General features: G+C 64.6%; 12 protein-coding genes. 4 read left to right on the top strand and 8 right to left on the bottom strand.

What is annotated here, in order from left to right:
* The first annotated feature begins 8 nt into the window (after positions 1–8).
* Both phnL and phnN read left to right on the top strand, forming a co-directional pair.
* On the top strand, positions 9–692 hold the full coding sequence (gene phnL, locus SM763_RS05430) for a phosphonate C-P lyase system protein PhnL (RefSeq protein ID WP_368997900.1): 684 nt from the start codon (positions 9–11) through the stop codon (positions 690–692).
* Positions 689–1,249 (top strand): phosphonate metabolism protein/1,5-bisphosphokinase (PRPP-forming) PhnN, encoded by a 561-nt coding sequence (gene phnN, locus SM763_RS05425; RefSeq protein ID WP_368997899.1) that lies wholly within the window; start codon positions 689–691, stop codon positions 1,247–1,249. Before phnL ends, phnN begins: the two co-directional genes overlap by 4 nt.
* Here phnN and SM763_RS05420 read toward each other — a convergent pair.
* Positions 1,231–1,914: a DUF1045 domain-containing protein gene (locus SM763_RS05420; protein ID WP_368997898.1), complete on the bottom strand. Its 684-nt coding sequence runs from the start codon at positions 1,912–1,914 to the stop codon at positions 1,231–1,233. The genes phnN and SM763_RS05420 overlap by 19 nt on opposite strands.
* Positions 1,915–1,966: 52 nt before the next feature.
* On the opposite strand from SM763_RS05420, the gene SM763_RS05415 reads away from it, so the two are divergent.
* Complete coding sequence (locus SM763_RS05415; RefSeq protein WP_368997897.1) at positions 1,967–3,109, top strand: alpha-D-ribose 1-methylphosphonate 5-triphosphate diphosphatase; 1,143 nt, start codon at positions 1,967–1,969, stop codon at positions 3,107–3,109.
* An 84-nt stretch (positions 3,110–3,193) separates the two neighbouring features.
* On the opposite strand, the gene SM763_RS05410 is transcribed toward SM763_RS05415, so the two are convergent.
* Genes SM763_RS05410 through SM763_RS05380 form a run of 7 tightly spaced genes read right to left on the bottom strand, consistent with a single transcriptional unit; the run spans position 3,194 to position 9,707 of the window.
* A complete protein-coding gene (locus tag SM763_RS05410; protein WP_368997896.1) occupies positions 3,194–3,670 on the bottom strand; it encodes a class I SAM-dependent methyltransferase in 477 nt (158 codons plus the stop codon).
* Positions 3,671–4,429 carry a polysaccharide deacetylase family protein gene (locus SM763_RS05405; protein ID WP_368998052.1) on the bottom strand — a complete coding sequence of 253 codons (759 nt, stop codon included), beginning with the start codon at positions 4,427–4,429 and terminating at the stop codon, positions 3,671–3,673.
* A gap of 8 nt (positions 4,430–4,437) precedes the next feature.
* Positions 4,438–5,574: a glycosyltransferase family protein gene (locus SM763_RS05400; RefSeq protein WP_368997895.1), complete on the bottom strand. Its 1,137-nt coding sequence runs from the start codon at positions 5,572–5,574 to the stop codon at positions 4,438–4,440.
* Positions 5,571–6,158, bottom strand: coding sequence for a histidine phosphatase family protein (locus SM763_RS05395; RefSeq protein WP_368997894.1), 588 nt, complete (start codon positions 6,156–6,158; stop codon positions 5,571–5,573). The genes SM763_RS05400 and SM763_RS05395 overlap by 4 nt, the downstream gene beginning before the upstream one ends.
* Complete coding sequence (locus SM763_RS05390) at positions 6,155–7,243, bottom strand: glycosyltransferase family 4 protein (protein ID WP_368997893.1); 1,089 nt, start codon at positions 7,241–7,243, stop codon at positions 6,155–6,157. The genes SM763_RS05395 and SM763_RS05390 overlap by 4 nt, the downstream gene beginning before the upstream one ends.
* Positions 7,240–8,484 (bottom strand): glycosyltransferase family 4 protein, encoded by a 1,245-nt coding sequence (locus tag SM763_RS05385; protein ID WP_274829511.1) that lies wholly within the window; start codon positions 8,482–8,484, stop codon positions 7,240–7,242. Before SM763_RS05385 ends, SM763_RS05390 begins: the two co-directional genes overlap by 4 nt.
* Positions 8,481–9,707, bottom strand: coding sequence for a glycosyltransferase family protein (locus SM763_RS05380; protein WP_237028367.1), 1,227 nt, complete (start codon positions 9,705–9,707; stop codon positions 8,481–8,483). Before SM763_RS05380 ends, SM763_RS05385 begins: the two co-directional genes overlap by 4 nt.
* A 221-nt stretch (positions 9,708–9,928) precedes the next feature.
* Between SM763_RS05380 and SM763_RS05375 the strand changes: the two genes are divergently transcribed.
* The gene (locus SM763_RS05375; protein ID WP_368997892.1) at positions 9,929–12,301 is read left to right on the top strand and encodes a mechanosensitive ion channel family protein; all 2,373 of its coding nucleotides are present in this window, start codon (positions 9,929–9,931) and stop codon (positions 12,299–12,301) included.
* Positions 12,302–12,433: the final 132 nt, after the last annotated feature.

The following is a 12,433-nucleotide window of genomic DNA, read 5'->3' as shown; positions in this document are numbered from 1 at the left end:
GTAAAGTGATGATCGAACTCCAAAACGTCAGCAAAAGCTTCACCCTGCACAATCAGGGCAGCGCGGTGATCCCGGTGATGGAGGGTGCAACGCTTTCCGTCAAACCCGGCCAATGCGTCGGGCTGGTGGGGGCCTCGGGGGCTGGGAAATCGACCCTGATGCGGCTCATTTACGGCAACTACCTGGCTGCCAGCGGCAGTATCATGGTGGGCGGCACCGATGTGGCACAGGCCGAGCCGCGCGAGATCCTGGACCTGCGCCGCAAGACGCTGGGCTATGTCAGCCAGTTCCTGCGGGTGGTGCCGCGTGTGCCTGCCCTTGATGTGGTGGCGGATCCGCTGTTGGCGGTGGGCACCCCGATCGAGGAGGCGCGCGAAAAGGCGGCGACCCTTCTGGCGCAGCTCAACATTCCCGAACGGCTCTGGAGCCTCAGCCCCACGACCTTCTCCGGCGGGGAACAGCAGCGGGTGAATATCGCGCGCGGTTTTGCCTATGACTATCCGGCGCTATTGCTGGATGAACCCACCGCCAGCCTTGATGCGCAGAACCGGGCCACGGTGCTGGGCCTTATCGAAGGAGCCAAGGCGCGCGGTGCAGCCATTGTCGGCATCTTCCATGACGAGGCCGCGCGCGAACAGGTCTGCGACCGGTTTGTCGATGTCTCGGGCTTCACCCCAAGGGCAGCCGCATGAGCATGGGAGCGAACAAGGGGCCGGTGATTGCCGTTGTCGGTCCCTCAGGCGTGGGCAAGGACAGCCTGATGGAGGGGCTGCGGCAGGCCGATCCCGGCATAAAATTGATGCGCCGGGTGATCACCCGCGCGCCCGAGGCCGGGGGGGAGGACTACACCGCAGTGACCGAAGCCGCGTTTTTGGATCTGGCAGGAAAAGGCGCCTTTGCCCTGCACTGGCCTGCCCATGGGCTGCACTATGGCATTCCCAAAGAGATCGAGTCTCTGCGCGTCGGGGCTACGGCCGTTCTGGTGAACCTTTCGCGCGGGGTGCTGCTGGAGGCGCAGAACGCATTCGACGATTTCCGGGTGCTCTCCGTCACCGCCCGTCCCGAGGTGCTGGCCGCCCGGCTGGCGGCGCGCGGGCGCGAGGATGCCGCCGAGGTGCAGCGTCGACTTGCCCGCGCGAGCAAACCTCTGCCTGCGGGGCTGGCCCAGGTCCACGAGATCGACAACAGCGCCGATCTGGGCGTGGCGGTCATGGCCGCGTGCGCCGCGCTTCAGCCGGTCAGGGCGTAGCGGTGGATCAGGTGAAAACGTCCCTCGGTATCTTCGCCCATCAGCGCCAGATCCTTGATCACCAAGGGCGCAGGCAAGAGCGGGATCAGATGCGCCTGCAAGGCAGCCTCGACGCTGGGCAGCTCCGGCTTGGGCAGCTTGCCGGTCAGGGTGATGTGAAACCGGAACTGATCCAGCACGTAAGGATAGCCCCAGGTTACAAGGTTCTGGTCCTGCTCGGGGCTGAGCCCATTCGCGCGACGGCGGGCCAGTTCCGCCTCGGGGGCGGGCGCGCGAAAGGCGTCGAGATCGCGCACGCAGGCGGCGGCCAGCGCATTGAGCGCGCTTTCATCGCCCACGGGACGCAGCGCCAGAAACCGGCCCAGCCGCGCCAGTTGCAGCCCCTCCAGCGTGACTGGCGCCTGTGTAGCGGCCAGCGCGGCGCAGGCAGCCTCCAGATCGGCGCGGGAGGTGCCTTCGGCCAGTCGCATCGGCGGTTTCATCGTCGCATGCAGGCCATATTTGCGCGGCGTTGCGGTGATCGCTGCGACGTCCAGCCCGTTGACTTCCGGGTGCGGCAGCGCCTCCCCGGTCTCCATATCCCAGCCCAGCCAGCTGGCTCCGAACTGGCTCCAAGCCGCCCCATGGGGGGGCGCAAAATAGATCGCGTATCGCGTGAATGTCACATTGGCCTCCTAAACGTGGCCTTCTCCATAGCTCGAAAGATGTGAAATCCAGATGACACAAGAGATGATCCTTGCCAATGCCACCCTTGTTCTGCCCGGCGAAACCCGCACCGGTAGCCTCAGGATCAAGGACGGAGAGATCGCGGATATGGCCGACGGTGCGGGCGTGCCCAGCGGTGCGGTGGATTGCGGCGGCGATTTCGTCAGCCCCGGCCTGATCGAGCTGCACACCGACAATCTGGAGCGCCATATCCAGCCCCGCCCCAAGGTGGACTGGCCCCATGCCGCTGCGATCATCGCTCATGATGCGGAGCTGGCGGGCACCGGGATCACCACGGTCTTCGATGCGATGCGGGTCGGTTCGATCAAGAGCAAGGAGGCGCGATATGGTCAATACGCCCGTAGTCTGGCCTCTGAACTACTGGAACTGCGCGGCAAGGATGCGCTCAAGATCAGCCATTTCCTGCACCTGCGGGCCGAGGTCTGTTCGGAGACTCTAGTGGATGAGCTGAACGAGTTCACGGATGAGGACCGCGTCGGTCTGGTCTCGCTGATGGACCACACGCCGGGGCAGCGCCAGTTCCGCGATATTTCGAAACTCGAGGCCTATGTGAAGGGCAAGCACGGGTTTGATGATGATGCCTTCCTGCAGCATGTCGCCAACCTCAAGACCATGCGCGACACCTATGGCGATCTGCATGAGGTCGAGGCGGTGAAGGCCGCGCAGCGGTTTGGTGCGGTGCTGGCCAGCCATGACGACACCACCGAGGATCAGGTCGCCGTCTCGGCCGGTCACGGTATCCGTCTGGCCGAATTCCCCACCACGGTCGAAGCCGCCCGTGCCTGCCATGCTCATGACATCCAGGTGATGATGGGGGCGCCGAATCTGATCCGCGGCGGCTCGCATTCGGGCAATGTGGCGGCGCAGGAGCTGGCCGAGCTGGACCTTCTCGATATCGTCTCCTCCGACTACGTGCCTGCGGCGCTCTTGCTGGCGGCGGCGCGGCTGGGAGAGATCTGGGGTGATATGTCGCGCGGCATGGCGACCGTCACCAGCGCCCCGGCCAAGGCGGTCGGCCTGAAGGATCGTGGATTGCTGGAGGTCGGCAAACGCGCGGATCTGATCCGCTTTGCCATGCGTGCTGGTGTGCCTGCCCTGCAGGGCGTCTATTCCCGGGGCCAGAGGGTGGCCTGAAAAACAACTCAGTTTCATGTATTAAGGCCCCGGCGCAAAGCGCATCGGGGCCTTTCGTTTCCTAATATGTCGTTGGGCGGCGCGTCAGGCGCGGTAGAACATGTAGCGGCCTTCGGGGATGCCTTCTGGGCCGTCCAGCTCCTCAAAACCCACCAGAGGCTGGCCCGAGACGATGATACCGCCCGGCGCCATGACGGAGGCGATGACCGGCGACATGGCAGCGGCCTCGGCGACGTCCTTTTCCTTGACGCCAAAACCGAAATCATAATGCGCCAGCACGATCTTGTGGCCCTCAGTCGCAAGGCGCTGCAGCATCGGCTCGGCTTCGCCTTGCAGGAAATCCTTTTCGGGCGGCACGCAGGAAGGGTGACATTGCAGCACCCGGTCGATCACCCAGATACGGCGATCCGGCAGGATCTCGCGCAGGTGGTCATAGGTGCGTCCGTTGCCCAACCCCATGTCCAGCGCGTCGCCGGGAACATCCGTGATCTGCTCAGCGGCCCAGTTCAGCCCGTCCCGTTGCGCGGTCAGGCGGCGCAGCATCGAATCCAGTCGGCTCATTCAGGAAATCCTTTCGTCATAGGTCCAGGCCATGGCGGGCCCGGCCAGAAGACGTGCAATCAAAGTTTCGGTAAACCCCCAGATCCGGTCGTCATGCACCAGATGGTGGGTCAGGATGCCATAGGGTTCGCGGGTGTCGGCGCGGCCCTGGCGGCGGTCTTTCAGCTGCGATGCGACCTGGGCGATCAGCTGCGCCTCGGGCAGCAATGACCGGCTGCCCTTCCAGTCGATCGGGTCCAGATGCGTGTTGATCTGCACCAGACCCGGCGCGGCCTTGGTCCGGGAGCGCGGGGTAAAGGTCGACAGGGCGCAATAGCCAAGGCCTGCCATCCAGGGCAGGATCTCGGGCGCGATACGGTTCCAGGGTGGTACGAACATCGGGCGCAGGCTGGATCCGAAAAAGCTCTTCAGCCGCTCCAACCCGGCTTCGGCCTCTCCAAGCATATCCTGCACCGGACGGTGGGCGCCGAACTCGGCCTTTTTCTCACCCTCCGGGGCGTGGCTTTTATGAGCCCAGCCATGCACCACGGGGATCAGATCAGCCGTGTTCTGCAGATGCCTGGCCAGTTCCGGCTGGGCGTCCCGTGGGATGATCGCCAGATGCACCGGCAGACCCAGCCGCTGCGCGGTTTCGGTCAGCTGCTGTAGTTGCGGCGTGACCTCGGTGGCGTCATCATCGCGCCACCACAGGGGTAGCTGCAATCCGGCCTGCTGCCAGGCCTCAAGCTCCTGATCCAGCGCGCTCCAATCCGGGGTGATTGCCGGGGTCATCGACGGTCTCCTGCCAGTTCGGCAGCAATCTCTACCGTTCTGGTGGCGCCGTCAAACCGGAAGCGGTCGGTGGCGCGCGGCGCATCGGCCATCACGCGTTTCACCGCCTGTACCAGCGCGCTGGGCGTCAGATCGGCGGTCTTCAGCACCGCGATACCGCTTAGCGGCGCCAGGCTCTCGGCACGCAGGGATTGTTCCACTTCCTTGCCCGCGTCAAAAGGCACCAACACGGCAGGTGCGCCCGCCTGCAGCAGGTCCAGCGCGGTGTTGTAGCCGCACATGCTGACCGAGGCGGCGGCGTGGCGCAGCATCTGACGGAAATCGGGGCGGGCGGCTTCGATCAGGGCGGGGGAGCCTTTGGCAGTGAACCGCGCGATCCGTTCTGCCGCGTCGCTGCCGCCGACCAAAAGCCGCCACGTGATATCAGGCGACTGCTGCGCGGCCTCCAGCGCGGTGTCATATAAGGCATCGCCAACGCTGCCGCCGCCGGCACTGACCAGCACCTCACCCGCGCCTGCCTGTTCGGGGTGCGGCAGGGCGGCTGGAGGCGCCACGTAACCGGTATAGCGCAGCTTGCCCGCCAGCATCTCCGAGACCGGCCAGCTGATATCCAGCCGGGTGGCGGCGGGGTCGGAATGCACCAGCACTGCATCGTAGAACTCCGCGATCACCGCGTCTGCCTCTACCGCCTTTTTGGGCTTGGAGGGCGGCGCCAGGATATCGCGGATCGAGGCCAGCACTACGGGCCGGTGCGGCAGGGCGTGGGCGGCCTTCAGCAGTGACAGAAACTCTCCCTTCAGGCTGCGGCGGCCAAAGGGGTAAAGCTCGGTGATCAGCACATCGGGCTGCATCTCGCGCAGGGCATCGCACAAGGTCTGTTGCCGGGCGTTGTGATAGGCGTCATCCGCCACGGTGCCCTCGGCTGTCAGAAGCCGGGTGAAATCCACCCCGTCCGAGCGCAGCGGCGGCAGGTGCACCAGGTCCAGCCCCGCAAGGCTCAACTGTGGTGCCGGAAATCCGCCCGAGGCCACGCGGACTTGATGGCCTGCCGCCGCAAAGGCCCGGCCCAGCGTCAGCGCCCGTGACAGATGCCCGGTGCCCAGTAGATGGGTGACTGCGATCAGGACCTTCATTGCGGCTCTTTCGGGATCAGGCGGATGGGATCGGGCAGCGGGCGGAGGGCGTCGCCGTCGATCTCCACCACGAATAGGCGGTTGCGCTTGATCCGGAAGGGCGCCGGGCCGTCGAAGTCCCAGCCATAAGCGCGCGCCAGGATCATCCGCATGATCCCGATATGGCAGACCGCGACCGTGTCCCGGGTGAGGCGTTGCAGCCAGGGCGCGATACGTTCCCAGACCTCGGCCGGGGACTCGCCGCCGGGGGGGCGATAGTCCCAGCCCCAGTGCTCGATATCGCGAAAGCCGCTTTTCGGGTCGGCCTTGAGGTCGATCCCGCGCAGACCTTCCCAGTCGCCCCAGTCCATTTCAATCAGCTCGGGCGCCGTTTGGGTATCACGCCCTGCCACCAGTTTCGCGGTTTCGGCGGCGCGCAGCAGCGGGCTGGACCACAGATCCGCCGCATCCCAGGGCGCGGGCAATGCCTGCGCGGTCAGCTCGCTGCGGGCGGTATCATCCAGCGCAATATCGCTGCGGCCCTGAATGCGGCCCGCGCGGTTCCAGTCGGTATGTCCATGGCGCAAAAGGGCAAGACGGATCATGGATGGGCCTCCATCAGCGGGGCCACGGCGGCCCAGAAACGGGCGCTTGCGGCGGGGGCAAGGTGGGTTGTGGCAATCATCTGGCGCGCCTCGGCGCTGCGGCGGGTGCGCAGATCGGGATCGGTCAGCAGGGCGTTGATCTGCTCTGCCAGCGCCTCTGGCCCCTCTTCCGGTGCCGGGTATGCGGCTGGGGTGAGCACGTCGCGCATGCCGGGGCGATCCTGCGCCACCACGGGCAGCCCATGGGCCTGCGCCTCCAGGTATGCCATGCCAAAGGCCTCGTTGACGCCGGGCCAGAGGAACAGGCTGGCGCGCCCATAGGCGGCCGTCAGGCCGTCGCGATCCAGCTGGCCGAGGAAGCGCACCCGATCGCCAAAGGGCGCCATCATCGCCTCGACCTCGGCCCGGGCGGGGCCATCGCCTGCGATCTCAAGCTGCCAGCCGCCCATCAGACAGGTGAGCGTTTCCGCAATGATACGATACGAGGACAGCTTGTCCCCCGCGCGCATCATGCCAACGCTGAGCATGGGACCATCCAGCGTCGATGGCTCCGGCAGCGCGCCTTGCGGCAGGAAGGGCGGCAGATGTACCAGCGCCTGGCTGCCAAAGCGCTCGCGCTCCAGCGTGATCAGGTCGTTGGCGGTGAAATAGAAGATGGTATCGGCCGCATCGGCCGCATCATGGGCGGCCTTGGCAAACCCGGCCCAGGGGCCCGTCAGGCGACTGGTGGCGCGGGTGCTTTCGATCTGCACATAGGGAATGGAACGGGCGCGGGCCACGGCAGGCCCGATCAGGTCCGGCGCCTTGTAGTAGTTGTGGTAGGTCACCCAGAGATCCACGGGCGGCATCTCGTCCAGCAGGCGCCGGACCTCCTGCTGCGCGGCGGCGTGCAGGCTGTCCTGCCGCTCGGCATTGCCTGTCTTGTCGTAGATGCGCAGCTCGCTGACCAGATCGACGCGGGCGCCGCCTGCCGCAATCACATCCATCAGGTTGCGGGCCACTTCCCGGTCGCCCGAGGGCACCGGGCTGCGCGGCGATTTCATCGGCGCATAAAAGGCGATGTGTTTGCCGTTGCCGCTGGTCATGCGCCATTCAGCATGGCGTTGAGCCGTTCGGAAAGGCGGGCAATGCCCGGATCCATGCCAAAGTCACGGCGCAGGCGCTGGAGCGCGGCTTCGGCCATGGCGGCGGTCTTGTCCGGATCCTCGGCCATCTGGCAGATGGCGCCTGCCAGCGCTGAGGGCGCATCGTCGCTGAGCAGACCATGGGTGCCGCTGTCGATGAATTCCGGGATAGCAGAGACCGGCGTCGACAGGATCGGCAGCCGCTGCGATGCGGCTTCCATCAGCACGTTCGGCAGCCCGTCGCGGTCGCCATCTGCGGCAACGCGGCTGGGCAGGACGAAGATATCGCTCTGGCGCATCGCCTCGATCACCTCGGGCTGGTCGCAGGCACCGCGCCAGGTGATGCGATCAGCAACGCCCGCATCCTCGGCCATGCCTTGCAACAGAGCGCCAAGTCCGCCACCGCCGATATGGGTCCAGTGCCAGTCCAGATCCTTGGGCAGCAGCGCCAGCGCGTCGATCAGCCGGTCAAAGCCCTTCTTTTCTACCAGACGGCCAACGGACATCAGGTGCAGCGGATCGCTGGCCTTGCGCCAGATGCGCTCGGGCGGGGCGGGAAAGCGGCTGAGGTCGAGGCCGTGATAGATCAGATCGATGCGGGCGGGATCGTCCGACATATCGCGCAGGTGCTGGGCACCAAAGGCAGTGCAGGTGGCGCCGAAGGCAGCGCCGTGATCGGCGCTGGACAGTTTTTCACGGATCTCCCAGTCGGGCGAGGTCCAGATGTCCTTGGCATGGGCGGAAAAGCTCCACGGCAGGCCACGCATGATCGCCGCATAGCGCGCCACCGAGGACGGCGTGTGTAGGAAATGGGCATAAAGCCCCAGAACCGCGTCCGGCATTTCAGTGGCCAGCACGCAGGCTTGGCCAAAGCGGCGGATGCGGTTGCGGCTGGGGTCGCGGCGCAAGTCGGCGCGCCAGATCCGCCTGGCCTCGGCGTAGCCCGGCAGCTTTTGCGCCGTCTCGCGGGCGCGCCAGACGCGCTCCGGCTCCTGAAAGAGGTATTCGGGAAGGTAGTTCACCTGCGCCTGCAAGCGGTCGTGCAGCGGGTGGCGTTTGACATCGGTGGGATGGCGCAGGGACCAGATCTCGAAACTGTGGCCCGCGGCCTCCAACGCGACAAGTTCTTGCGCGATAAAGGTCTCGGACAGGCGCGGCCAGCCCTTGACCAGCACCGCAAGCGGTGGCCGGTTTGTGGTCATTCGGTTGCCTTTCGCGGCGCGTCCTGCAGCAGGGCGCTCACCCGGTGGGTGACATAATCGAGCCCGTCGAGGAACCCTTCGCCAAAAGCGGCAGAGGGGGGGTTTTGATCCTTCAACGCGTCTATCGCGCGGATCATCGCCTCGGGGGTCCAGCCATCGCGGTCTTCGTCCAGCATGGAAACAAGGCCCAGTTCCTCGGCGCGGCTGGCGCGGATCCACTGTTCCAGACGCGGCGTGGTACGGGGCACGATTACCGCAGGTTTGTCAAAGGACAGGACCTCGCAGAAGGTGTTGTAGCCGCCCATGCAAACCACGCCGCAGGCGCCTGCAAACAGCGTTTCGATCCGGCTTTCGAAACCAACGCTGGTGACGCGGCCATCCAGCGCGGCAACGCGGGCCTCAAACGCCTCGCGGGTTTCTCCGGACAGGAAGGGGCCATAGACCAGCACGGCACGCGGGCTGAGGTTTGGGTCCCGTTCATAGGCCGAAAGCACCAGATCCACCATCATCGCCCCGTCGCCACCACCGCCGGGGGTGATCAGGATATAGGGCTGTTCGGGCGGCTCACCGATCTGGCCCAGATCGCGGCGCAGATAGCCGGTCCAGTGCATGCGGGCGCGGGCCTCGGGCGACAGATCCAGCCCCTGCGTGGGGTCATAGACCGAGCTGAGGCCATAGACCCAGATTTCGTCGTAAAACTGTTCGGTCACCGGAACCGCGTTCTTGCGCTCCCATTCGGCAGCCAGCACCTCGGGTTCGTCCAGAACGTCGCGCAGGCCCAGCACCAGCTTGCAATGGCCACGGCTGCGCAGGCATTCCAGCGCGGGCATCAGCTCACCGCGGAAACCGGTTGGCTCCTTGTCGACGATCAGCACGTCGGGATCGTATTGCTGCGCCATGGAGCGGATCAGCCCGGCGCGCATCTCGGTGGTTTCCTCGATGCTCATCCCCATGGTGCGCGAAGCATAGCTGCCGTCGGAGCGTTTGATCACCCCGGGCAGGCGCATGTGATCGACCCGGCTGGGAAAGGCAAACCGCCCGGCAACCGGTGAACCGGTCAGGATCAGCGCTGACGCAGAAGGATCGGCGGCGGTAATCGCCCCGGCAAGCGCCCGCGATCTGCGCAGGTGGCCCAGCCCGAAGGTGTCATGACTGTAGAGCATGACCCGGGGGCTGCGGGCGCCGTTTTCCCTGTCGGCGGTGGAGCTTGTCTGATCTTTCATAGGGTCGCCTGAACAGGTGTATTATCAGGGTGGTGCAATAGGCAGGCGCCGAAATCAAGGGCGATCGGCCTTTGCAGTCCCGATTGCGCAACAAATGGCAGCTAAAGCCCCGCGCGTCACGGCGATGTGCCAAAATCGTTCCGCTGTTGTTGCAGTAGGGCAATTGCGCCGACTGGGGGCGCTGGCTAGTCTGGTTTGAACTGTCCTGAGGATTTCAGACCATGAACTTCATTCCCATCCGGCGGCTTCTCCCGGGGTTATTTGCCCTGTTTCTTCTGTGTGCGCTGGTCATCGGGACTGCGGGCACAGGACATGCGCAGACGGCGGCTGACAACGGCGAGGATCCGATCGCTCGGGCCATCGAGCTGGCTGCCGAAAGCGGCGTTGATGTGATCATCGTCGACAGCGGCGGCGCCCGCGCGCAGGACGGGGCTGCGGAACAGGCCATCAGCGAACACGATGCCAAGATGGAAGGTGCATCGATGCTGATGAAAGCCCAGTCGGAGATGGATATCTTCCGGGCCGAATTGCGCAGTCGTTTGGAGGCGCTGCCTTATTCCATCTTTGAGATGAAATACATCCTGCGCCAGACCAGCCCCGATGGCCGGATCGCCACCTATGCGGAAATCCTGTTCTGGAGCCTCCTGTTCCTGTTTCTGGGGCGCTGGGTCACCGTTGAGCTCTACGGCAAGAGATTTGCGCTGCACCACGTGGTGGCCCGCACCAAGGAAAAGCCCGAAGGCTATCGCGAGAAAATGCCGTTTTTGTTCTTTCGCTTCCTGCTGGGCGTCGGGGGAACGATCTTTTCGATGGGGATCGCTCTGCTGGGATCCTATCTTGTGCTGGGTTCCTCAGGCAATTCGTCGGTGCGGCTGACGGTGCTGGCGATCTATACCGCCTTTTTCCTGTCCCGGACCATATCGGACCTGTGGCGCATGGTGCTGTCGCCCTACCTTAGCCAATACCGGATACCGGCATTTTCCGACCGGGATGCCAAACGGCTTTATATCTGGGCTTCGGTGCTGGCGACCTATGATATTTCGACCCTCGTCTTTGCCGCCTGGGTCGGGGATTTCGGGCTGACTTACAACGTCTATGCCATCGTCTATGGCGGGCTGGCGCTTTTGGGGATTGTCGGCAATCTGGCGCTTGTCGCCTTTAACGCCGGAGCCATCAGCCGCGCCATTCGCGCGGGCCGCGATGCTGAGGAATGTTCCTGGCTGGTGCGGCTGCTGTCGGTGGCCTGGGCGCCTGCGGTGGTGGCCTATATCGTCTTTGGCTGGCTTCAGCTGGCCTTTGATCTGGTGCTGGAGCGGGAGATGTCGATCCCGCTGATGGCGGGCACCTATATGGTGCTGACCTCGATCCTGGTGGTCTATGGGATCATCAACTACGGGATCGAAGTCTATGCCGACAGGCGGCGTCTTCCCGCGCAAATGGTTCAGCCAGAGGACAGCGATGCGCAAGATGCCGATGGCCCTGACGGGGAGACTGTAGAGGCAGATGAGGCGGCCGCCGCTTCGATGCGAAAGCGCCACCCGATTGCCACCTATGAGGATCTGGCGCGCAGGGTTGCCGGGGTTCTGGCCTTTGTCGGCGGGGCGCTGGCGTTGATCTATGTGTGGAACCCGGATCTTGACTGGACCGACAATTCGGCCATCGACCGGATCTTCGACATCGTGGTGATCCTGTTCCTTGGCTATATCATCTACAGCGTCTCGCGGATCTGGATCGACAGCAAGATCGACGAGGAAGTCGGCGATATGCCCGAGAGCGAGCTGGGCGATGAAGGCGGCGCAGGCGGGGCCAGTCGGCTTGCCACGCTGCTGCCGCTGTTCCGGGGCGCCATTCTGGCGGTGGTCGTGGTATCGATTGCTCTGATCCTGCTGATGCAACTGGGGATCAATGTCAGCCCGCTGTTCGCTGGTGCAGGCGTTGTCGGTCTGGCGGTGGGCTTTGGCTCACAGACGCTGGTGCGGGATATCTTTTCTGGCGCCTTCTTTCTGGTCGATGATGCCTTTCGCAAGGGTGAGTATATTGACATCGGCGACGTGAAAGGCACGGTCGAGAAGATCTCGGTCCGCTCCTTCCAGCTGCGCCACCATCTGGGCGCGCTGCACACCATTCCCTTTGGCGAAATCCGGGTGCTGACCAACTATTCCCGCGACTGGGTGATGATGAAGCTGCCCTTGCGGGTGACCTATGACACCGATGTGGAAAAGGTCCGCAAGCTGATCAAGAAACTGGGGCAGGAGCTGTTGGACGATCCGGTCATTGGCGACAATTTCATCCAGCCGCTGAAATCCCAGGGTGTCATCGAGATGCAGGATTCGGCGATGATCATCCGGGTGAAATTCATGACCAAACCGGGCGATCAATGGCTGGTAGGCAAGAAGGTCTACGAGGAAATCCGCCAGCTGTTCGCACGCGAAGGCATCAAGTTCGCTCATCGCGAGGTCACGGTGCGCCTTGCGGAGGATCAGAACGAGAACCTGACCCCGCAGCAAAAGGAGGCGGCGGCGGGGGCCGTGCAGGCGGCGATTGATGCCGATCTTCTGGACGCCGATGAGGGCAGGGGCGGCGACGACCGATAGGTCTGTGCTGCATAAATTCTGAAATTCGCGGTGCGTGAGAACGGGGCGCTCCCGCCCCCGCGCCTGAGCGCCTCTGCGCTCCGCCTGGGGTTGGGCCGGGCGCCGTGCAGGGGCACGGCGCGGGCGGTCTGC

The organism is Pseudophaeobacter sp. C1-32P7 (assembly GCF_041008775.1).
Taxonomy (GTDB): domain Bacteria; phylum Pseudomonadota; class Alphaproteobacteria; order Rhodobacterales; family Rhodobacteraceae; genus Phycobacter; species Phycobacter gallaeciensis_A.
The sequence above is the reverse complement of the archived record's forward strand: the minus strand, read 5'-3'. Positions and strand labels throughout refer to the sequence as shown.

Excerpts from the sequence above, each read along its gene's own strand:
- phnL (WP_368997900.1), top strand. The coding sequence starts at position 9 with ATGATCGAACTCCAAAACGTCAGCAAAAGCTTCACCCTGCACAATCAG.
- phnN (WP_368997899.1), top strand. The coding sequence starts at position 689 with ATGAGCATGGGAGCGAACAAGGGGCCGGTGATTGCCGTTGTCGGTCCC.
- SM763_RS05415 (WP_368997897.1), top strand. The coding sequence starts at position 1,967 with ATGACACAAGAGATGATCCTTGCCAATGCCACCCTTGTTCTGCCCGGC.
- SM763_RS05410 (WP_368997896.1), bottom strand. The coding sequence starts at position 3,670 with ATGAGCCGACTGGATTCGATGCTGCGCCGCCTGACCGCGCAACGGGAC.
- SM763_RS05400 (WP_368997895.1), bottom strand. The coding sequence starts at position 5,574 with ATGAAGGTCCTGATCGCAGTCACCCATCTACTGGGCACCGGGCATCTG.
- SM763_RS05395 (WP_368997894.1), bottom strand. The coding sequence starts at position 6,158 with ATGATCCGTCTTGCCCTTTTGCGCCATGGACATACCGACTGGAACCGC.
- SM763_RS05390 (WP_368997893.1), bottom strand. The coding sequence starts at position 7,243 with ATGACCAGCGGCAACGGCAAACACATCGCCTTTTATGCGCCGATGAAA.
- SM763_RS05385 (WP_274829511.1), bottom strand. The coding sequence starts at position 8,484 with ATGACCACAAACCGGCCACCGCTTGCGGTGCTGGTCAAGGGCTGGCCG.
- SM763_RS05380 (WP_237028367.1), bottom strand. The coding sequence starts at position 9,707 with ATGAAAGATCAGACAAGCTCCACCGCCGACAGGGAAAACGGCGCCCGC.
- SM763_RS05375 (WP_368997892.1), top strand. The coding sequence starts at position 9,929 with ATGAACTTCATTCCCATCCGGCGGCTTCTCCCGGGGTTATTTGCCCTG.